We start from the raw sequence: 18,665 nt of genomic DNA, 5'->3' as shown, positions 1-18,665 counted from the left end.
TTTCTAAGCGTCTGCGTGCGGGTTCTCTTTCTTTAATATTAATCCACCTATAAGCGATATGATAAAACCAAAAAACAGAGACATCATTATAGCTACTGGTAACATAAAGCTAATCTTTGTGAAAGGCTCTTGAAAAGAAATAGATTGGTCTAACTGTGCATCACTCATATCTGGGTACATCTCGATTATTTGATTACGAGCCGCATCTAGTGCAAGTTCAGAATAATTAGGCTCTAGCACTTGGGTGAGTATAAGAAGCCATATACCTCCTAGTAGTGCTGCTATAAGTGATACGCCTAGTCCAATTTTTATCGCTTGACCAAGCTTCATAAACCCGCCATTGCCTTGTTTAAAAGCTTTTAGAGCCATTATAATTATAATGATTGTAATCACAAAGTTTAAAACCCCTAGTGACCAGTGTGGTGCAAGAAAATTATCTGTTGCATAAAGTACAACATTGAAGAGTATAGACATTACACCAAGTACGACACCGAATTTAATCATTACATCTTTGATAGTGGTCGTGTTTGTAGTTTCAATTTTCATAATAGTATGATGGTTTGGTTATGGCTAGTTAGTACACAAAGATACAATATCGTTACATCGAGCCTATAAAAATCGTAACTTCGTACAATAGGTGAGAATTATTTTAAATAATAGTTGTAGTTTTTTAAAAATTATGTAAATTTGCACCTCGAAAAATCGAATATTAAAGCACTGAATTAAGATGAAAGCAGGAATACACCCAGAAAATTTTAGAGTAGTAGCATTTAAGGATATGTCTAACGATGAGGTGTTCTTAACTAAGTCTGCTGCAGATACAAAAGAAACAATTGAGATAGAAGGAACTGAGTATCCTTTAATCAAACTTGAAATCTCAAGAACGTCACACCCATTCTATACTGGTAAAGCTAAGCTAGTAGATACAGCTGGACGTATTGACAAGTTCAAAAACAAATACGCTAAGTTTAAGAAGTAATTCTTATACTTTAATTTATAAAAAGCCTCCTTATTCAAGGAGGCTTTTTTTGTGCAAAAAATTATCATATTCAGCACAATAATATTTTTCTATAGATAATAGTAAAAATAACGCAACCTATACGTAGATAGTAGTCTTATAGGTATAAACAGATATTCAATAATCATCAATTAAATTTTATCTATGAAACTATCACACATAATCCTCTCAATTTTTGCACTTCTAGTTTTTGCTAGTTGCGATAATGAAGATGTAGACGATTTAAGTCAAATCACAACAGCAGACCTTATTGCCGAAGAGTCTAACCTTTTTAATTTAATAGATCGTATTGTTACAGATGATCCAGATGCTCGAGAAGTTACTTGTATAGACTTTGTGTATTCCTTTGTTGTTATTGAGTATAATGAAGATTTACAGATTATTTCATCTCAAACCGTTTCAAATGATAGTGAGTTTGCGTCTCTACTAAGTAGCATAGAAGAAAATCACTTTATAAATGTAAGTTTTCCTATAACTAGTCAGCTAGAAGATGGAACTACTTTTGAAGTAGCAAATAAAGAAGAGCTTGAGGAAGCAATAATTGCTTGTAGGGCCGAGGAAGAGCAACAACTCATAGAATCGGGAACAGAGTTGCTTCTTGAATGTGTTTGGGAAGTGATGTTACCAGAAGATGAGGTTTTTAACACCTATACAAATGCCGTTTTTGACAACGGTAATGAAGGCCTCACAGAGTTTTATTATAGAGGAGAGTCTTATAATGGGACTTGGATTGTTTTTGCAATAGAAGGAGAGGTACACGTTAATATTAATCTACAGGGAGATGGAGATGTACAATCAGATTGGAATTTTGATTGGAAGTTAATTGTAGACAACAATAATAGTTTTACTATTGAAAATGATGAGGGTGTTTCTTTTGTGCTCAATAAAGAATGTGATGAGGCAGACTATTGTAAAACTTTAGACTTTGAGAGTTGTATTATAGATGGAGAAGCTTCATTTACATTATCAGATTATGATGATTGTGTTGTAATTATCGCGGCACCACAACAAGAAGTAGATGAGGTCACGGGTGAAGTATCACCACTAGTAGAGTGGGGTATTACCTACTATGCTTCTCAAAGTGATGCAGATGCTGCAATAAATGTACTTGTAGATCAATATATTATAAGTGCTACAGCGGGAACTCAAGTAGTTTATGCCCGTATTGAAAACCCAGATACACTTGAGTATACAGTTGCTGCTATAAACTTAATTCCAGAAGATTGTGAGTAGGTGAGGCAATCGCAGTACTGAGTAAGCGACATATATGATATGGCTATCTTTATAGGTAGCCATATTTTTTTGGTTCTTTTTTATAGAATCTACATCTGTTAATCTATGCAAAACCGCTTCAAATTCTTAAATTTGCAACCTTTACATACTACCAGAAAACTATGTTTGATAATTTAAGTGATAAGTTAGATAAAGCCCTCCACGTCTTAAAAGGACACGGAAGCATTACAGAAGTAAATGTAGCCGAAACTCTTAAGGAAGTACGTCGTGCGCTTATAGATGCCGATGTTAACTTTAAAACTGCCAAAGAATTTACAAATCGTGTAAAACAAAAGGCACTAGGATCTGACGTGTTAACGACTCTTCAACCGGGTCAATTAATGGTTAAGATAGTAAAGGATGAGCTTACAGAACTTATGGGAGGTGATGCTGCAGGCATAAACCTTTCTGCAACTCCGTCTATTATCCTTATGTCTGGATTGCAAGGTTCTGGTAAAACAACATTCTCTGGTAAACTGGCAAACTTTCTTAAAACTAAGAAAACTAAAAAACCACTTCTAGTAGCCTGTGATGTATATCGTCCAGCGGCAATAGACCAGCTACACGTAGTGGGAGACCAGATTAAGGTAGATGTATACTCAGACCGTGATGAGAAGAATCCTGTAAAAATTGCTCAAGATGGTATCGCTTTCGCGAAAGCAAACGGTCACAACGTAGTAATCATTGATACCGCAGGTCGTCTAGCAGTAGATGAAGCAATGATGAAAGAAATAGCAGATGTACACACTGCTATACAACCACAAGAGACACTCTTTGTAGTAGACTCAATGACAGGTCAAGATGCTGTAAACACAGCAAAAGCCTTTAATGATATTCTTAACTTTGATGGAGTTATACTTACAAAGTTAGATGGTGATACACGAGGTGGAGCAGCAATCTCAATAAAATCTGTAGTAGATAAACCTATTAAGTTTATAGGTACTGGAGAAAAGATGGAGGCTATAGATGTCTTTTATCCTTCTCGTATGGCAGACCGTATCTTAGGTATGGGAGATGTTGTCTCACTAGTAGAGAGAGCACAAGAGCAGTTTGATGAGGAAGAAGCTAGAAAGCTTCAAAAGAAGATAGCAAAGAACCAGTTTGGTTTTGACGATTTCTTAAAGCAAATTCAGCAAGTAAAGAAAATGGGTAATATGAAGGACCTAATGGGGATGATCCCAGGTGCCGGAAAAATGCTCAAGGATGTAGATATAGATGACGACGCTTTTAAACATATAGAAGCAATCATACACTCTATGACACCAGGAGAACGTGAAAACCCTTCTACTATAAACGCAAGTCGTAAAAAGCGCATAGGAAAAGGATCTGGCACCTCTGTACAACAAGTAAACCAGTTGCTCAAGCAGTTTAACCAAATGAGCAAAATGATGAAAATGATGCAAGGCGGCGGTGGCCGAAAGATGATGCAGATGATGAATCAAATGAAATAAATTATATACAAAGGCATTCTAAAAGGATGCCTTTGCTCTTTTATATACCTAACTAATCAAAATAATAAGGAGTCACTTATGGTAATTCTCGACGGTAAAAAAACCTCAAACGACATTAAAAACGAAATCAAAGCCGACGTTGATAAGATGAAGGCAAATAACGAGAAGGTGCCTCACCTTGCTGCAGTAATTGTAGGTAATGATGGTGCTTCTCTTACTTATGTAGGTAGCAAAGTGCGCGCTTGTGAGCGTGTAGGCTTTGAGTCTACTATGGTACGTATGCCTAATACCACTAGTGAGATAGAGTTGCTAGATAAGATTGAGGAACTTAATGATAATGATGATATAGATGGCTTTATCGTACAGTTACCATTACCACCACAAATAAATACTCAAAAGGTACTACTAGCAGTAAATCCAGATAAAGATGTAGATGGTTTTCACCCTACAAACTTTGGAAAGATGTCACTAGATATGAGTACGTTTATACCTGCAACACCATTTGGTATATTAGAACTTATGGATCGTTATGGTGTAGAGACTAAGGGTAAACATACTGTTGTAATAGGTCGTAGTCATATAGTAGGAAGACCTATGAGTATCCTTATGGGACGTAAAGGTTTTCCAGGAAACTCTACGGTGACATTAACTCACAGTCACACAAAAAATATAACGCAGATTACCTCGCAAGCAGATATTATTATTACCGCATTAGGTGTCCCTGGTTTCCTTAAGGCAGAGATGGTAAAAGATGATGCAGTAATTATAGATGTAGGTATCACACGTGTCCCAGACGAGTCTAGAGAGAGAGGGTATTACATCACGGGTGATGTAGATTTTGATGCTGTAAGTAAGAAAGCTAGTTTTATTACCCCAGTACCTGGTGGAGTAGGGCCTATGACTATTGCTATGTTACTTAAAAACACATTACTAGCAAGAGAGCGTCACAGAGCAATGTCTAAGGGTAAATAATTAATTATGCTTTGCTGCCCCAAAAAAAATGGGGATAGCAATCATAAGCATAATAGCAATGCCCAGTAGCGTTACAATCCAGTTGTAACGCTTTGTAAACAGCCTAGATAGCGCATAAACAATAATGCTTGCAATGCCTATAATGACAGGTATGTATACAATAGACTGTGAAGACTTCTGTAGCGTTCCATAATCGCTGTATGATAGCATTAAGGAACTTAGAAATATAAAAAAGCCCAAGGTGATTAAATTCCACTTTGGGCTTTTGCTTTTTTGACTAAAACTCATATTAATTGTATGCTTTTACATCTGTAAAATAGAGCCTAAAACTGCCATCTTCACTTTTATGATCTGTAGCAATCTGTAAGCCATTTATATCTTCATAACCCTCAAAAGTGGTAATCATAGACGGCTCGCTAGCATTTGCCTTTCTAAAAACCCACTCTGTGATACGATAATCATTACCGTAATAAAAATCATAAGCATCTCCTGGTGTATAACCACCTTCATCTCCATAAAGTAAGGTAAGTTTATGACTACGCTTTCGCGAAAGCGGACTCATAACACTATCATTTACAGTTACTGTTGTTCCTTCATCCCATAATATCTGGTAAGGTGCAAGTAGCCAGTATTTATCATTTATAAAACCTTGGTCTGCCGCCATAGATGTACTGTCTACGCTTGCACGATTGTAAGTAACGGTATCGCTGGCAGCGGTCATTGTGACTTCATTTTGTTTTGGTTTCCAAGACCAAGAACGTTTTGCGACGGTATTACCCCCGCGATCTACATTAAAGGTGAAGTCTAGCTGTGTTACCTTATCCCAGTTTTCTATACCGTTTGCATAAGCAATTTTTTCGGCTTCGGTAGTGGGAGTAAATGCTACTTCTGCTTCATCTTGAGTTGCTGTTTTTGAATTTTCATTACAACTTATCGTTATGGCAAAAAGAGATAGTAATGCGATGTATTTTTTCATAGTGATAGTTTTCTGGTTCAAAAATAACCAAAAAAAAGCCCCATACCTTATGTATGGGGCTTTGATAACAGTAGTGTATCTTATTGTACTATAAGAACGTTATCTGTAGTTGTTTTGTTAAGCGGGCAGAAGTATACGTACTCACCTTTTTTAAGTGTAGTTGCGTTTGAGCTACCTGTCGTATTGTTAGGTACAACGGCAGTTACATAAGCCGTTTTAATGTGATTTTCTGGATTTGAAATGTCTTTACCTTTTGGCACTAAAACAAACCCTACATCTGTACCTACGTTGTTATTTGCAATAGAGAAGGTGTAAGTTCCTTCATTTACAACGATTTGTTTTTGAGTGAACTCACCTTTAGTTTGCTCTAAGGCAATAACTTTTGTAGGAGCATCTTTCATCATTTTATCTTGCGCTTGTGCTGCAAATGTTACAGATAAAAGTAAAACGAACATTGAGATTAATTTTTTCATAGCAATTTTTTCTTTATTTGATTTTTTTATTTCAGTTTCTATTTTAGAGACTGTATGATTGTTATGAGTTCTTTGACGTAGCATTATACAGGCACTTACAAAATTTGTTTCCATAGCTTAGGATATTTATGGTAACGTGCTTGCTGTGAGTGTTTTTTGCGCAATATTTTTTTCTCTAGAGATCCATAATTCTTGTTTTGACGTATATAAATTGTATTGACTATTTGAGCGTATAAGGTTTCGTTTACAATAGATTAATAAATAGCCATCGTTATCTATACCCTCCTCTGGATAATAAAAGGTCTTAACGCTACAGTGTTAAGACCTTTTTTAATTTTAGATCACAAAAAAAAGCCTTTCTTGTTATAGAAAGGCTTCTTGTTTATATGTATTGATGATTAATCTACGGCATTCTCAACATCATCTACAGCGTTTTCTACTGCGTTACCTACTTTTTCTCCTGTTGTTTTTTCTCTACAGCTAGAGAATGAAAGTGTAAATATGGCTACAGCTACTAGTGTTAAAAATCTCTTTGTCATAATGTTTGATTTTAATGGTTAATTGTTTTTAAATAATTAATATCACCTTATTGGTATATAGTTGATATTAATCATCATACATTAAAAGTACATTGGTTTTTATGTAGCTCAGTATGGCTTAACGATATTTAACAACAAAGTCTTAAAGTAAATATTGCCTTAGCTCTTTAAGAGCCTATGGGCGTTACAGTTTTTAATTTTGAGATGTTAAATGGAGAGACCATTTTTTGAGTCCGGCTTGTAGTTTATTTGCAGCTTTATACAATTGCTTTGCTCTTTTGTCTTGTGGCTGATATACGTTTTGTAGAGTAACACATAGTGTGAGAATCTTTTCTACACGTTGTTCTAGAGTTTCTTTAAAAAATAGTTTCTTGCCATAATCTGCAGTAACAGATGCTTCGGCTATTGTCATAGGTAGTGTTAGTGCGCTTGTAGAAATATCTTGACTTAGGTTTGAAGCTATATTCCTTTGTTTTAAGCAGCGCCAAGCGCTTGATGATAAATGATTTTTAGACAGCTTTCGCGAAAGCGTAAAAAATGCTACTGCATCTGCATATAGCGTGCATCTAGAAACATCCTTAGTGTTTGCAAGTTGTATGTCTTTAAAAGTTACCATCAGTAAGGTAAAAATACAAGCTTGAGTTGATAACTCTATTTAGATTTTTAAGTAAAAAATTTGTTTTGCTTATGAATAAATGTATTTTTAAGTAATAACTTTAAAAATTATGATTGATTCATTAAATAATCGCATTTTACAATGTTTACAAGAAGATGCTAGGCAGTCTAATACTGCTATTGCAAAAAAGGTAGGCGTGAGCTCTCCGGCAGTAGGTGAGCGTATACGTAAAATGGAAGATGCAGGTATTTTACAAGGGTATAAAGCAATAGTTAACCCCGAGGCAATGGGATATCAACTCAAGGCAATTATAACAATACGTGCTTTTATGGGTAAATTAAAACCATTTTTAGAAAATGTAAAAAAATGGGAGGAGGTAGTAAACTGTTATCGTATTACCGGTAATGAGAATATTGTTATGGAAGTTGTACTCCGTAACCAGAAGCATCTGGAAGAGCTTATAGACAGGGTTATTACCTATGGTGAGTCTAAAACCCAGATTGTATTGTCACACGTAGTGTCTTATAATCCTATTGTTAAATAAGGTCGTCATCATCTCCATCATCCCAGTCATCTTCTAAGTCTCTTAAAAATGCAGAGGAGTCAAAGCTCAAACTATCTATAGGGTCATCATATGCGATTCCTGGAGGATTAAATAGCCCCCAGCGATCTATGATAAAGTTTTTTGTATCAAAAGATTGCACCCACTCTGCAAAGAGTGGTCTAAATTCTTCTACGGCATCATAAAGTAGCTCTAAGTACTCTGTTTCTTTGTATCCAGAGGCTTGTAAGCCTTTACTATCTACTAGAATTTCTTTTGCTGCTTTACGTATCATAGTTGCATTCTCCATTTTATGATCATAAAGGTCTGTAGAGTCTGCAGTGGCTATTTCTGAAGGGATGAGCAGTGCATTTTCCATCATTTGTCTCGTATAGCGCTCGTATAATTTAAGTTTATAATGAGTGCTTGGATGTGGATCATCTAAGTGTATACTCTCTATAATATGCTCTATAAGATGGAGAATAACGAGACCTTGTTTAAAAACAGGAAGTTTACGCCACTCGTCTAGTTCACTATTAAAACGCTCATCTTCGTCATTTATCATAATTGGGTAGTAAAGTTGGTATAGTTAAAGCAGTGAGCCTTTTAAAGCCTATTGGTTTCTTATAAATGTACAGTTTATTTAGATTGTATTATTCTTAAATAGACGTATGTAGCTCACTTTTCGATAACTAGAGAGAAAGACTCGACAAGGGGATGCGTTTTTCAATTATAAAAACTAAGTGTACGTATTGCTACATAGTACAAGAAGTCATAATGCAGAAAAAAAGACTTTTAAATAACGGCTATGAGACAAAATACGGAGCAGATATATACTGTTAAAAACTCCGTTATTTTTTGTCTAATTATATGCCTTATAACTTTATATAATTATACTATTTTTGTCTATGCAAAATAACGTTCTCATCTTAGACTTCGGGTCTCAATATACGCAGTTAATAGCACGACGTGTGCGTGAGTTAAATATCTACTGCGAGATTAAACCATTTAACAATCAACCTAAAGATCTGTCTTCTTACAAGGCTGTAATCTTATCTGGGTCTCCACACTCTGTACGTAGTGAAGATGCACCACATCCTGACCTTTCTGAAATAAAAGGAAAAAAACCCTTACTGGGCGTATGTTATGGAGCGCAATACTTAGCACAATTTTTTGATGGAGAAGTAGGGCAGTCTAACACACGTGAGTATGGTCGTGCAAATCTATCTATGGTAGAAGAGGGAGAAACATTTTTAGAAGGTGTATCTACTGGTAGTCAAGTATGGATGAGTCACAGTGATACCATAAAAAAATTACCAGCAGGAGCAAAGCGCATAGCCTCTACCCACGATGTAGAAAATGCAGGGTATAAAATAGAAGGTGAAGATACTTATGGTATACAGTTTCACCCTGAGGTATATCACTCTACAGATGGTAAGAAAATTTTAGAAAATTTCTTAGTAAAAATTGCTGGTATAGCACAAACTTGGACGCCAGATGCCTTTGTAGATACCACTGTGGCAGATTTAAAAGAAAAACTAGGAGAAGATCGTGTGATACTCGGTCTTTCTGGAGGTGTAGATAGCACAGTTGCAGCTACATTACTACATAAAGCAATAGGAAGAAACTTATACTGCATCTTTGTAAACAACGGTTTACTGCGCAAAGATGAGTACACACAAGTACTTAAGCAGTATGAAGGTATGGGACTTAATGTAAAAGGAGTAGATGCTTCGGCACGCTTCTTGGATGCTCTTGAAGGTGAAAGTGATCCAGAGACTAAGCGTAAAGCTATAGGTCGCGTTTTTGTAGAGGTTTTTGATGATGAGAGCAAGCTCGTAGAAAATGCAAAGTGGCTTGGTCAAGGAACTATTTATCCAGATGTGATAGAATCTGTAAGTGCAACCGGAGGTCCTAGTGCAACAATAAAATCTCACCACAACGTGGGTGGATTACCAGATTATATGACACTTAAGGTGGTAGAACCACTTAGAATGTTATTTAAAGACGAGGTACGTAGAGTAGGAGCGAGTATGGGGTTATCACAAGAGCTTTTAGGTAGACACCCTTTTCCAGGGCCTGGTCTAGCTATTAGAATACTAGGTGATATTACGGCAGAGAAAGTACGCATACTACAAGAGGTAGATCATATATTTATAAGTGGTCTTCGTGAGTGGGGATTATATGATAAGGTATGGCAAGCAGGAGCAATGCTTCTCCCGGTAAACTCTGTAGGAGTTATGGGAGACGAGCGCACCTATGAGAAGTGTGTAGCGTTAAGAGCAGTAGAGAGTACTGATGGTATGACGGCAGACTGGGTAAATCTTCCTTATGAATTTTTACAAAAAGTGTCTAACGATATAATTAATAAGGTAAAAGGCGTTAATAGAGTAGTATATGATATAAGCTCTAAGCCACCAGCCACTATTGAGTGGGAATAAAATATGAATATGACTAAATATATTGCAGTAATAGCGGTTGTTTTTTGTTTCGCTTTCGCGAAAGCGAACCCAACCACAGCAGTCTCAAAAGCATCTAGCACCTTTTTTCAAAAGTTTATATCTCACCAAGTAAAAGGCGGTGAGACTGTAAAGGATATTGCAAAAAAGTACGGTATTAGTGAGAAAGAGATCACTAAGCTTAATCCAGATGCCAAAAAGGAAATCTATGATGGTCTAGTACTCATCTTACCAGCTTCTTCACAAGGAAGTGCACAAGTTGTAGAACAAGATAATCTTAAATTTAAGACGCATAAAGTAAAACGCAAGGAGACATTGTATAGTTTATCTAAGCGTTATGGAGTGCCTCAAGATGTGATTAAGAGATACAATAAGCGTTTATACAGTGAGACTCTTAGAAAGGGTGATAAACTTCGTATCCCGACTAACTATAAACCAGAAATAGTTACGGAGTCTGTTGTAACACTTCCTGAGCCTCAAACTACTCTTGAGCAAACCACTCATAAGGTAATTGCAAAAGAGACCAAGTACGGTATTGCCAGAAAGTATGGTATCACAATAGCAGAGCTCGAGCAGGCAAATCCACAAGTAAAAGGTGGGCTTAAGATAGGAGATGTTATAAATGTACCTAAAGCAAACTTTGCAGAGAGTACAATTATTAATAATGACAAGTATGCTTTTTATGAAGTTAAGAAAGGTAATACAATGTATAGTTTATTACGTTCTTTAAACCTTGAGGCAGACGAACTTTTAACCCTTAACCCTGCACTAGACGAAGGACTTAAGGAGGGGATGATACTTAAAGTACCTAAAGGAAGTCCAGGTTCAGATAACCCTACGCCAGCATACGGCGAGACCTCTACACAAACAGAAGTGATTATAGCACAGGGTAAAAAAGGTAGCCTAGCTACTAGTCTAACAGATTTTTCTACAAAGCGAGTTGCGGTTATGTTGCCCTTTGGTGTAAACCGTGTTTCTAGTGATAATGTAGAGACTAATGAAGATTTGCTTAAAAATGATCGTATCCTACGTTTGTCATTAGATTTATATAGCGGTATCCTTATGGCTGCAGAAGATGCAAAAAAGCTAGGAATATCTGTACAACTAGATACTTATGATACAGCATATAACCGTAAAGACGGTAAGGCAGTAAATGCTAGAAAAGTTGAGACTGTGATACAGTCTAATGATTTTAATGGTGTAAATGCTGTAATAGGACCTCTTTTAGGTAGTAATATAGACCGAGCTTCATCATTATTGGCTTCTCAAAATGTACCCGTAATATCACCTATGTCTAATAAGGTTAATGGTAGAAGCAATATTTTTGTATCAAGACCTGCAGACGGGTTGTTAAGAGATAAAATGCTTTCTTACCTTAAACTTAATGGGCAAGGTAAAAACGTAGTGATTATTGCAGATGCAAAAAATGGAACTACAAAATCAAAAATAAAAGCACTTTTTCCTAGCGCAAAAACTGTAACACCACGTTCTGGTGATAATGGATACTATTTATATCCAGATGATATACCTAATCAACTTTCTGACGAGTTAGAAAACTGGGTGTTTATAGAGTCTAATGATGTCCCATTAATAAGTAATGTAACGACTAATCTTAATGCGCAAGTAGGAGCTCGTAAGGTTATATTATTTACTACAAACAGAGGTAGTGCTTATGACAGCGATGAGATACAACACGAGCATTTAAAAAATCTTTCTTTTCATTTTCCATCTGTAGAGAAAGAGTATAAGTATAAAGATGTAAAAGCTTTTGTAGACAGCTATGAGAGTAGATATAATGTAAGTCCTAGTGAGTATGCAATACGTGGGTATGACCTTATGTATGATACGTTATTACGTCTAGCATATGCACAAGATTTATATAGTGCAGCTTCTTCTGGAGTAGAGACAGATTATATAGAGAATAAATTTAAGTACGATAGAAGAGGGGCAGGTGGTTTTTCTAATCAGGCAGTGTACTTACTAAAGTACACAGATGGTTTACAACTAGAAGAAGTACTTTTTACAGAGGTAGAAGATTAAACCTTTATCTTATTAGATAACAAAAAAGGGCGATTGAGTAATCAATCGCCCTTTTTTATTCAAGTTAGTGTGCGTTATAGCCCACCATTTGCTTGTAAATCTTGAATACATAAATCATCAAAGTCTGGTATACTTTCTAATGAACTTGTATTAAAAGAGTTTGTTACCGTCTGGAAATACATAAGACAATCTTCTACATTACAATGTCTAGGGTTATCTAAATCTTCGTGAGCAGATAGATCTGGAGTTCCCACATTCACAAGGCCAAATATATGTCCAAACTCGTGACGTATGGTAGAGGTCTCTATAAGTGTTCTATTAACAGGTGTAGTTGAGTTATTTGCTATATCAATAAAAGTTTTCTCATAAATAACCATAGATGTGTTTCTATAAGCAGAGCCTAGTACCACAGAGTTGCCACTGTCTCCCTCGCTACGCTCGTCAGAAAAGAAAAGCCACACGCCTAGTTCATCACCATTGTTAAACACCGTCCTATTAGCATCCTCAATAGCTACTATCTCGTTTATATCATAAGGTCCTGTTTCATCTGTTGTTATTATAGATTCCACCATTGTAATACCGTCTGGTTTATCTAGTCTTTCTTCTAAAAACGGAATCAATAAATCTAGAGTTTGCTGTGTAGGTCTAAAGCCTTGCGGGTAAGCTACCTCTACACGTAAGCTCGTGAAGTCTTCGCTTGAGAGTAATTCTGCAGCAGAGCTACCTAGAGGTTGTTGGTTTGCTGCATTTTCATTTGTTTCTGGAACGGTTGTTGTATCATCGTCACTACAACCTAAAGTGATAGTAAGGAATACAAATAAAAATGTGAGCCATTGTGAGGATTTCATATGTAATATGTTCTATATTTATCGCTATAATTTAATCGTAAAAATGATGAAAAAATTACTTTTAGCCATATTTTTTATTTCTTCTCTGACTATTCAGGCTCAAGATACTAGTTATCACGAAGATGTACTTGCTTATTTTAAAGTAAATGGAACCGCCGCTCAGTACAGTAATGCAACAGACGGATTATTTGATTTACTTAAAAAGCAATATGAAAGTCAAAATGTGCCAGAATCTGTATGGACAGAGCTTAAAGCAGACTCTCCAAAACAGGTAGAGCGTGTATTAAATATGCTAGTTTCTGCTTACAGAGGGACATATAGTCACGAGGATATACAGAATATGCTTGCCTTTTATGAAACAGGTACAGGTCGCCAGTTACTTGCAGATAGAACAGCGCTAGATTATGAACAGCAAAAAGAAGCATCTGTATTTTACAACACACCTACAGGACAAAAAATATTAATGGCAGAGCCAGATATAGCACAAAATATAGGAGAGATTTCTCAAATATGGAGTAGAGATTTATATCGCTCTATGGTAGATAAACTTGCCGAAAAGGGATACTCTATGTAAGCGATAGCCTTGCAAGATAATCATAATGATCACCTTCAAAAATGAGCTCACACTTGAGCTCATTTTTTTTTGCATACCACTCAAGCTTTGCATAATCTAGATATAACCAGTCAAAAGTGTCTCCCTGCTCACCCTTGTAGCTCATACTGTAAGTAACTTCACCATAATAATCACGATGTGTATCTACCCAGAAACCACCATCTTCGTCTTCAAACATATAGGCAATATCAGACCCATCTATGAGAATTTGCCCTTCCGGCGATAAGAGTGATTTGAGATGTTTTAAGTAGCTATCTATTTTTTGCACTTTTTCAAATATTCCCGTGCCGTTCATAAGTAATAGTAGCGTGTCATAAGTGCCCTTGTGATCAAGTATAGTACCGTGTATAGAATTTTTAAGACCACGCTTTCGCGAAAGCGTAACAGCACCCTCACTTATATCAATGCCAGTAACATCAAGACCTTGCTCTTGTAACCAAAGGCTATGGCTACCGGCACCACTCCCTATATCAAGTGTTTTTCCTTTAGAAAGGGATAAGGCTTTCTGTTCAAGCAGAGGCATTTCTTTAAAATCTCTGAATAGGTAAGGAACAGGTATTACATCATCTTCGGCTATAGAAGAGTGTACCAGAATATCTTCTGTATACTCATCATTTATAAAATCAAGAAGCGCTGCCCCAAAAATATCTGCCTTTGTACCCATACCTTTATTATTACCTTTGCGCGATGGAAGAAGTATTAAAAAGCCTCCCACAGCTGGCCAAAGATAAGCAGAATGAGAACAAAAAGTTCTTTGCAAAGTTGCGTAATAAACCGCCAAAAAAGCTTGACTACATAATGCAAGAATTGCACGAAGAGGAGTTTGAAAGGACAGACTGCCTTACGTGTGCAAACTGTTGTAAAACCACGGGACCTTTATTTACAGATAAGGATATAAAACGTATTTCTAAACATTTTAGAATGAAGGAATTTGATTTTATAAACGCATACCTTAGAATAGATGAAGATAAGGACTATGTACTGCAAGAAACGCCGTGTACGTTTCTAGGTACAGATAATTACTGTTCTATATATGATGTGCGTCCTAAGGCTTGCAGAGAGTTTCCGCATACGGATAGAAAGAAATTTCAACAAATCTCTAAGCTTACATTACAAAATGTAAAAATGTGCCCAGCTGCTTTTAATATAGTAGAAGAAATGAAAAAGCGTATTAAACTATAACAATGTTGTAGTGCGTGCTTCTTATTTATAAAGCTTTGGCAATTTCCATACCGCCAAAAACGGCAAGTATCCCTAGCGCAAAGCTAGCAATTGCATAGAGGGCAAAGGTCATAAAATCTCCAGATTTAAGAAACACGTGGTTCTCATAAGCAAAGGTTGAGAAGGTCGTAAAGCCACCACAAAAACCTGTAGCGAGCAACAGAGCAGTATTACTAGAAAGAGAATTGTTTTTAAGCGCCCACCCTAAGATGATACCTATAAGCAAACTACCCAGTACGTTTGCTGCAAAGGTACCATAGGGTATTCCCGTTGTCGTGCTGTTAAGATATTTACCTAATAAATATCTGGCTACACTACCAGTACCACCACCTATAAAAACGAGTAAGAGCGATTTCAAAATAGCTTATTTTATATCTTCTATAGGTACATAAATCTCTGTAACCCAGTTTGCAGGATTAGGGTGATTTTGAGGATCTGTCACATACACCTCAAACGGTTTTTCGCTTGATAAGGTGTATCCTTGATCTTGTACATATTGCATTGCAGTTGCCCAGGCTTCTCCTAGTTTTACATAATTGCCTTTTAAAGTTGCTTTTACAGCTGTTACGGTAGGCATATAACCGCTAAAGACGTTTGCATCACCTGCAACGATTATTTTTTCTCTTACTGGAAGTGCATTAGTCATAATAACATCTCCATTCTCAAGTGTCTCGTTATAAATTGTAAATGGCATTCCAGTTATTGCAATGTTATTCTCACTCATAAATGACGTTATGCCACCATAGTTCTCGCCCATTATTTGAGAGACTTTACTAGCCTTTGCAGAGGTAGTTCTATAGAGGTAGAAGCCACCACTGTATTGCGTGATACCATCTACATTTATCGTGTATTTTGAGATTTCTTTTCTTGCAGCCGTTTCAAGACCAGTAAGTCCTTCTTCATACATTGCCATCATATCACCGTCAAAGTCCATCCCTGTGATAGCATAATATACTTTATCCATAAGTGTATGCTCTCCCTGTATACCCCAGGTAACAATGGTTGCTAGTTCTGGTGTTGTTTCAAAAGTCCAGTAAACCTCTGGCTTGCGCTCTCCTCCAGGAGTTTGTAAAGTCATATTTTGTTTTATAGAAGTGTGTGGTACAGCTTCTGTAGTAGTCATACTACCATCCATCTCACCTTGCCAGCTATATGAAGCTCCCTCGCCAGATGTTTTATCTGCATAATTAAAAACCATTGTAGGTTCTTCTTTTTTCCAAGGTCCCCAGTCTTCCCAAGTTTTATACTCATTTACTATATCATAAATCACCTCTTTTGGTGCATTTATAGTACGAGTAGATTCTATTTTATAGGTACCGTCTTGCGTACCAAAATAAATAGCACCTCCTATAACTACGATAAGGATAAGAAAAAGGAAGAATTTTAAAAATTTCATTGGTGGTGGTTTGGTTTATGGGTAAAGATAATAAAATTCATCGTGTGGAATTTCGTTATATTTACGACCATTATTTACACAAAACATATGAAATATAAAGGAGTATACGCACTTGCCATTGCCGCTATGGTAGCAGTAGGATGTGCAGAAGAAAAGAAGGGTGATAACGCTTTCGCGAAAGCGGAAAAAACCGCCACAACAGACTTTGATTTTACAGTAGGTCAGTTTGCAGATATTAAAATACTACGTTATCAAATACCAGGATTTGAAGATCTTACACTAAAAGAGCAAAAACTAGTGTACTATATGACACAGGCTGGTCTTGCTGGTCGTGATATTATGTGGGCACAAAACTACAGACATAATCTTACTATTAGAGAGGCTCTTGAGACTGTATATACATCAGATAAGGTTGAAAAAACAGGCGAAGAGTGGGCACAGTTTGAAACATACCTAAAGAGAATCTGGTTTGCAAACGGGATACACCACCATTATAGCAATGCAAAGATGAAACCTGCGTTCTCACCAGAGTATCTTAAAAAAGTACTTGTAGAGAGCGGTGCTACGCTAGAAGGTGAGGCTTTTGATGTACTTTTTAATGATAAAGACAGCAAGAAAGTAAACCTTTCTAAAGATGCAGATATTGTACTTGAGAGTGCGATAAATTTTTATGGTCCAGATGTTACCACAGCAGAGGCAGAGCAGTTTTATGACGCCATAAAAGTAGATGCAAATGAGCCTATAGAAAAAGGACTTAATACACGTCTAGTAAAAGAAAACGGAAAACTTGTAGAGCAAGTCTATAAGAGCGGAGGTCTTTATGGAGAGGCGATAGATAATATCATAGGATGGCTAGAAAAGGCAAAAACTGTTGCCGAAAATGAGCAACAAGAAAAAGCCTTAGGATTACTTATCGAGTACTACCAGACGGGAAGTCTAGACACGTGGGATGATTACTGTATCGCCTGGGCAACTTCTACCGAGGGAAATATAGACTGGATAAACGGTTTTATAGAAGTATATAATGACCCTAAGGGATATAAGGGGTCTTATGAAACCATCGTACAAATCAAAGATTTTGATATGTCAAAAAAGATGGCTGTACTCTCTACAGAGGCACAATGGTTTGAAGATAACTCACCACTTATGCCAGAGCATAAAAAGGAAACTGTAAAAGGTGTTTCTTATAAAACAGTAATTGTTGCTGGTGAGGCTGGAGATGCATCACCTTCTACACCTATAGGAGTAAACTTACCTAACAATAACTGGATACGCCAGACGCACGGTAGTAAGTCTGTATCGCTAGGTAATATTATAAACGCATATAACAATGCGGGAGGTTCTGGACGTCTTAAAGAATTTGCACACGATGAAGAAGAGGTTGCACTAGAGGAGCAATATGGTCAACTAGGAGATAAACTTCACACAGCGCTACACGAAGTAGTAGGTCACGCCTCTGGTCAAATTAATAAAGGAGTAGGTACACCTAAGGAAACGCTTAAACGTTATAAGTCTACCATAGAAGAGGGTAGAGCAGATCTTTTTGGGCTGTACTATCTTATGGATCCAAAACTTCAAGAACTAGGTCTTGTAGAAGACTGGGAGAAAACTGGTAAGGCGGCCTATGACGGTTACATACGTAACGGTCTTATGACGCAACTTATACGATTAGAACTTGGTGATATGGTAGAAGAAGCACATATGGTAAACCGCCAGTGGGTGAGTGCTTGGTCTTACGAGCGTGGCCTAGAAGATAATGTGATAGAAAAAGTTACTAGAGATGGTAAGACATACTATAACATAAATGACTATGTAAAGCTGCGTGAGATTTTTGGAGAACTTCTTAGAGAAACACAACGCATTACTTCTGAAGGAGATTATGAAGCTGCAAAAAATCTTGTAGAAGATTATGGAGTACAAGTAGATCAAGACATTCACAAAGAAGTGCTTGACCGTAACAGCCAGTTTAAAAGTGCACCTTACAGCGGTTTTGTAAACCCAGCTATTGTACCTACTATGGATGGTGAGGAGATCACTGGTTTTTCTATACAGCAACCAGAAAGCTTTGAGTCACAAATGCTAGAGTATGCATCTAAGTATGGCTCACTAAAATAGGATAGCGCTTTCGCGAAAAGTAAAAAGGCTCTCTTTCAACATTGAAAGAGAGCCTTTTTTATCAATAGAAATCTAAGTAAACAAAAGCTCCACTGTCTGAGAAGGACAATGGAGC

21 protein-coding genes are annotated in these 18,665 nt (G+C 36.7%); 10 read left to right on the top strand and 11 right to left on the bottom strand.

Features of this window, described 5'->3' with window-relative positions; genetic code table 11:
- Positions 1 to 3 precede the first annotated feature (3 nt).
- Entirely contained in the window at positions 4 to 546 is a 543-nt protein-coding gene (locus Q0948_RS00925) for a DUF4199 domain-containing protein (RefSeq protein ID WP_298348436.1), read from the bottom strand.
- A 181-nt stretch (positions 547 to 727) separates the two neighbouring features.
- Between Q0948_RS00925 and Q0948_RS00920 the strand changes: the two genes are divergently transcribed.
- The 4 genes from Q0948_RS00920 (at position 728) to Q0948_RS00905 (ending at position 4,713) form a co-directional block, all read left to right on the top strand.
- A complete protein-coding gene (locus Q0948_RS00920) occupies positions 728 to 979 on the top strand; it encodes a type B 50S ribosomal protein L31 (protein ID WP_021778754.1) in 252 nt (83 codons plus the stop codon).
- Between the two features lie 183 nt (positions 980 to 1,162).
- Entirely contained in the window at positions 1,163 to 2,251 is a 1,089-nt protein-coding gene (locus Q0948_RS00915) for a hypothetical protein (protein WP_298348440.1), read from the top strand.
- Positions 2,252 to 2,412: 161 nt separating this feature from the next.
- Entirely contained in the window at positions 2,413 to 3,741 is a 1,329-nt protein-coding gene (ffh, locus tag Q0948_RS00910; RefSeq protein WP_021778756.1) for a signal recognition particle protein, read from the top strand.
- Positions 3,742 to 3,819: 78 nt separating this feature from the next.
- Positions 3,820 to 4,713, top strand: a complete 894-nt coding sequence (locus tag Q0948_RS00905) for a bifunctional 5,10-methylenetetrahydrofolate dehydrogenase/5,10-methenyltetrahydrofolate cyclohydrolase (protein ID WP_298348442.1) — start codon at positions 3,820 to 3,822, stop codon at positions 4,711 to 4,713.
- Here Q0948_RS00905 and Q0948_RS00900 read toward each other — a convergent pair whose 3' ends face one another.
- From Q0948_RS00900 to Q0948_RS00880, 5 genes are all read right to left on the bottom strand, one after another.
- A complete protein-coding gene (locus Q0948_RS00900) occupies positions 4,714 to 4,923 on the bottom strand; it encodes a hypothetical protein (RefSeq protein ID WP_298348445.1) in 210 nt (69 codons plus the stop codon).
- Between the two features lie 79 nt (positions 4,924 to 5,002).
- On the bottom strand, positions 5,003 to 5,689 hold the full coding sequence (locus Q0948_RS00895; protein WP_298348447.1) for a hypothetical protein: 687 nt from the start codon (positions 5,687 to 5,689) through the stop codon (positions 5,003 to 5,005).
- Between the two features lie 80 nt (positions 5,690 to 5,769).
- Entirely contained in the window at positions 5,770 to 6,162 is a 393-nt protein-coding gene (locus Q0948_RS00890; protein WP_298348448.1) for a hypothetical protein, read from the bottom strand.
- A 398-nt stretch (positions 6,163 to 6,560) separates the two neighbouring features.
- Positions 6,561 to 6,701, bottom strand: coding sequence for a hypothetical protein (locus Q0948_RS00885; protein ID WP_298348450.1), 141 nt, complete (start codon positions 6,699 to 6,701; stop codon positions 6,561 to 6,563).
- A 193-nt stretch (positions 6,702 to 6,894) separates the two neighbouring features.
- Positions 6,895 to 7,317 (bottom strand): hypothetical protein, encoded by a 423-nt coding sequence (locus Q0948_RS00880; RefSeq protein WP_298348452.1) that lies wholly within the window; start codon positions 7,315 to 7,317, stop codon positions 6,895 to 6,897.
- A 106-nt stretch (positions 7,318 to 7,423) separates the two neighbouring features.
- Here Q0948_RS00880 and Q0948_RS00875 point away from each other — a divergent pair, with 106 nt between their 5' ends.
- Positions 7,424 to 7,861: an Lrp/AsnC family transcriptional regulator gene (locus Q0948_RS00875; RefSeq protein WP_298348800.1), complete on the top strand. Its 438-nt coding sequence runs from the start codon at positions 7,424 to 7,426 to the stop codon at positions 7,859 to 7,861.
- Here Q0948_RS00875 and Q0948_RS00870 read toward each other — a convergent pair.
- A complete protein-coding gene (locus Q0948_RS00870; protein ID WP_298348454.1) occupies positions 7,854 to 8,423 on the bottom strand; it encodes a hypothetical protein in 570 nt (189 codons plus the stop codon). The genes Q0948_RS00875 and Q0948_RS00870 overlap by 8 nt on opposite strands.
- Before the next feature lie 343 nt (positions 8,424 to 8,766).
- Here Q0948_RS00870 and guaA point away from each other — a divergent pair, with 343 nt between their 5' ends.
- On the top strand, positions 8,767 to 10,299 hold the full coding sequence (gene guaA, locus Q0948_RS00865) for a glutamine-hydrolyzing GMP synthase (protein WP_298348456.1): 1,533 nt from the start codon (positions 8,767 to 8,769) through the stop codon (positions 10,297 to 10,299).
- A 9-nt stretch (positions 10,300 to 10,308) separates the two neighbouring features.
- On the top strand, positions 10,309 to 12,357 hold the full coding sequence (locus Q0948_RS00860) for a LysM peptidoglycan-binding domain-containing protein (protein ID WP_298348458.1): 2,049 nt from the start codon (positions 10,309 to 10,311) through the stop codon (positions 12,355 to 12,357).
- Positions 12,358 to 12,431: 74 nt separating this feature from the next.
- On the opposite strand, the gene Q0948_RS00855 is transcribed toward Q0948_RS00860, so the two are convergent.
- Entirely contained in the window at positions 12,432 to 13,205 is a 774-nt protein-coding gene (locus Q0948_RS00855) for a hypothetical protein (RefSeq protein ID WP_298348459.1), read from the bottom strand.
- A gap of 46 nt (positions 13,206 to 13,251) precedes the next feature.
- Between Q0948_RS00855 and Q0948_RS00850 the strand changes: the two genes are divergently transcribed.
- The gene (locus Q0948_RS00850; protein ID WP_298491235.1) at positions 13,252 to 13,779 is read left to right on the top strand and encodes a DUF2059 domain-containing protein; all 528 of its coding nucleotides are present in this window, start codon (positions 13,252 to 13,254) and stop codon (positions 13,777 to 13,779) included.
- On the opposite strand, the gene Q0948_RS00845 is transcribed toward Q0948_RS00850, so the two are convergent.
- Complete coding sequence (locus Q0948_RS00845) at positions 13,772 to 14,482, bottom strand: methyltransferase domain-containing protein (RefSeq protein ID WP_298348461.1); 711 nt, start codon at positions 14,480 to 14,482, stop codon at positions 13,772 to 13,774. The genes Q0948_RS00850 and Q0948_RS00845 overlap by 8 nt on opposite strands.
- 23 nt (positions 14,483 to 14,505) lie before the next feature.
- Here Q0948_RS00845 and Q0948_RS00840 point away from each other — a divergent pair, with 23 nt between their 5' ends.
- A complete protein-coding gene (locus tag Q0948_RS00840; RefSeq protein ID WP_298348462.1) occupies positions 14,506 to 15,000 on the top strand; it encodes a YkgJ family cysteine cluster protein in 495 nt (164 codons plus the stop codon).
- A 25-nt stretch (positions 15,001 to 15,025) separates the two neighbouring features.
- Here the strand turns inward: Q0948_RS00840 and crcB are convergent, their stop codons facing one another.
- Together crcB and Q0948_RS00830 are read right to left on the bottom strand one after the other, a co-directional pair.
- Positions 15,026 to 15,397 carry a fluoride efflux transporter CrcB gene (gene crcB, locus Q0948_RS00835; RefSeq protein WP_021778771.1) on the bottom strand — a complete coding sequence of 124 codons (372 nt, stop codon included), beginning with the start codon at positions 15,395 to 15,397 and terminating at the stop codon, positions 15,026 to 15,028.
- Between the two features lie 6 nt (positions 15,398 to 15,403).
- Positions 15,404 to 16,435, bottom strand: a complete 1,032-nt coding sequence (locus Q0948_RS00830; RefSeq protein WP_298348463.1) for a GyrI-like domain-containing protein — start codon at positions 16,433 to 16,435, stop codon at positions 15,404 to 15,406.
- An 87-nt stretch (positions 16,436 to 16,522) separates the two neighbouring features.
- Between Q0948_RS00830 and Q0948_RS00825 the strand changes: the two genes are divergently transcribed.
- Positions 16,523 to 18,550, top strand: coding sequence for a dihydrofolate reductase (locus Q0948_RS00825; protein ID WP_298348464.1), 2,028 nt, complete (start codon positions 16,523 to 16,525; stop codon positions 18,548 to 18,550).
- The last annotated feature ends 115 nt before the right edge of the window (positions 18,551 to 18,665 follow it).

Origin of the sequence: uncultured Dokdonia sp. (assembly GCF_947496725.1) — a bacterium.
GTDB lineage: Bacteria > Bacteroidota > Bacteroidia > Flavobacteriales > Flavobacteriaceae > Dokdonia.
This window is presented reverse-complemented; position numbering and strand designations above follow the sequence as displayed.

Coding starts and splice junctions, on each gene's coding strand:
- Q0948_RS00880 (WP_298348452.1), bottom strand. CDS start 7,317: ATGGTAACTTTTAAAGACATACAACTTGCAAACACTAAGGATGTTTCT.
- Q0948_RS00915 (WP_298348440.1), top strand. CDS start 1,163: ATGAAACTATCACACATAATCCTCTCAATTTTTGCACTTCTAGTTTTT.
- ffh (WP_021778756.1), top strand. CDS start 2,413: ATGTTTGATAATTTAAGTGATAAGTTAGATAAAGCCCTCCACGTCTTA.
- Q0948_RS00850 (WP_298491235.1), top strand. CDS start 13,252: ATGAAAAAATTACTTTTAGCCATATTTTTTATTTCTTCTCTGACTATT.
- Q0948_RS00855 (WP_298348459.1), bottom strand. CDS start 13,205: ATGAAATCCTCACAATGGCTCACATTTTTATTTGTATTCCTTACTATC.
- Q0948_RS00900 (WP_298348445.1), bottom strand. CDS start 4,923: ATGCTATCATACAGCGATTATGGAACGCTACAGAAGTCTTCACAGTCT.
- Q0948_RS00870 (WP_298348454.1), bottom strand. CDS start 8,423: ATGATAAATGACGAAGATGAGCGTTTTAATAGTGAACTAGACGAGTGG.
- Q0948_RS00925 (WP_298348436.1), bottom strand. CDS start 546: ATGAAAATTGAAACTACAAACACGACCACTATCAAAGATGTAATGATT.
- Q0948_RS00840 (WP_298348462.1), top strand. CDS start 14,506: ATGGAAGAAGTATTAAAAAGCCTCCCACAGCTGGCCAAAGATAAGCAG.
- Q0948_RS00905 (WP_298348442.1), top strand. CDS start 3,820: ATGGTAATTCTCGACGGTAAAAAAACCTCAAACGACATTAAAAACGAA.
- Q0948_RS00830 (WP_298348463.1), bottom strand. CDS start 16,435: ATGAAATTTTTAAAATTCTTCCTTTTTCTTATCCTTATCGTAGTTATA.
- Q0948_RS00920 (WP_021778754.1), top strand. CDS start 728: ATGAAAGCAGGAATACACCCAGAAAATTTTAGAGTAGTAGCATTTAAG.
- Q0948_RS00885 (WP_298348450.1), bottom strand. CDS start 6,701: ATGACAAAGAGATTTTTAACACTAGTAGCTGTAGCCATATTTACACTT.
- Q0948_RS00825 (WP_298348464.1), top strand. CDS start 16,523: ATGAAATATAAAGGAGTATACGCACTTGCCATTGCCGCTATGGTAGCA.
- guaA (WP_298348456.1), top strand. CDS start 8,767: ATGCAAAATAACGTTCTCATCTTAGACTTCGGGTCTCAATATACGCAG.
- Q0948_RS00860 (WP_298348458.1), top strand. CDS start 10,309: ATGACTAAATATATTGCAGTAATAGCGGTTGTTTTTTGTTTCGCTTTC.
- Q0948_RS00845 (WP_298348461.1), bottom strand. CDS start 14,482: ATGGGTACAAAGGCAGATATTTTTGGGGCAGCGCTTCTTGATTTTATA.
- Q0948_RS00895 (WP_298348447.1), bottom strand. CDS start 5,689: ATGAAAAAATACATCGCATTACTATCTCTTTTTGCCATAACGATAAGT.
- Q0948_RS00890 (WP_298348448.1), bottom strand. CDS start 6,162: ATGAAAAAATTAATCTCAATGTTCGTTTTACTTTTATCTGTAACATTT.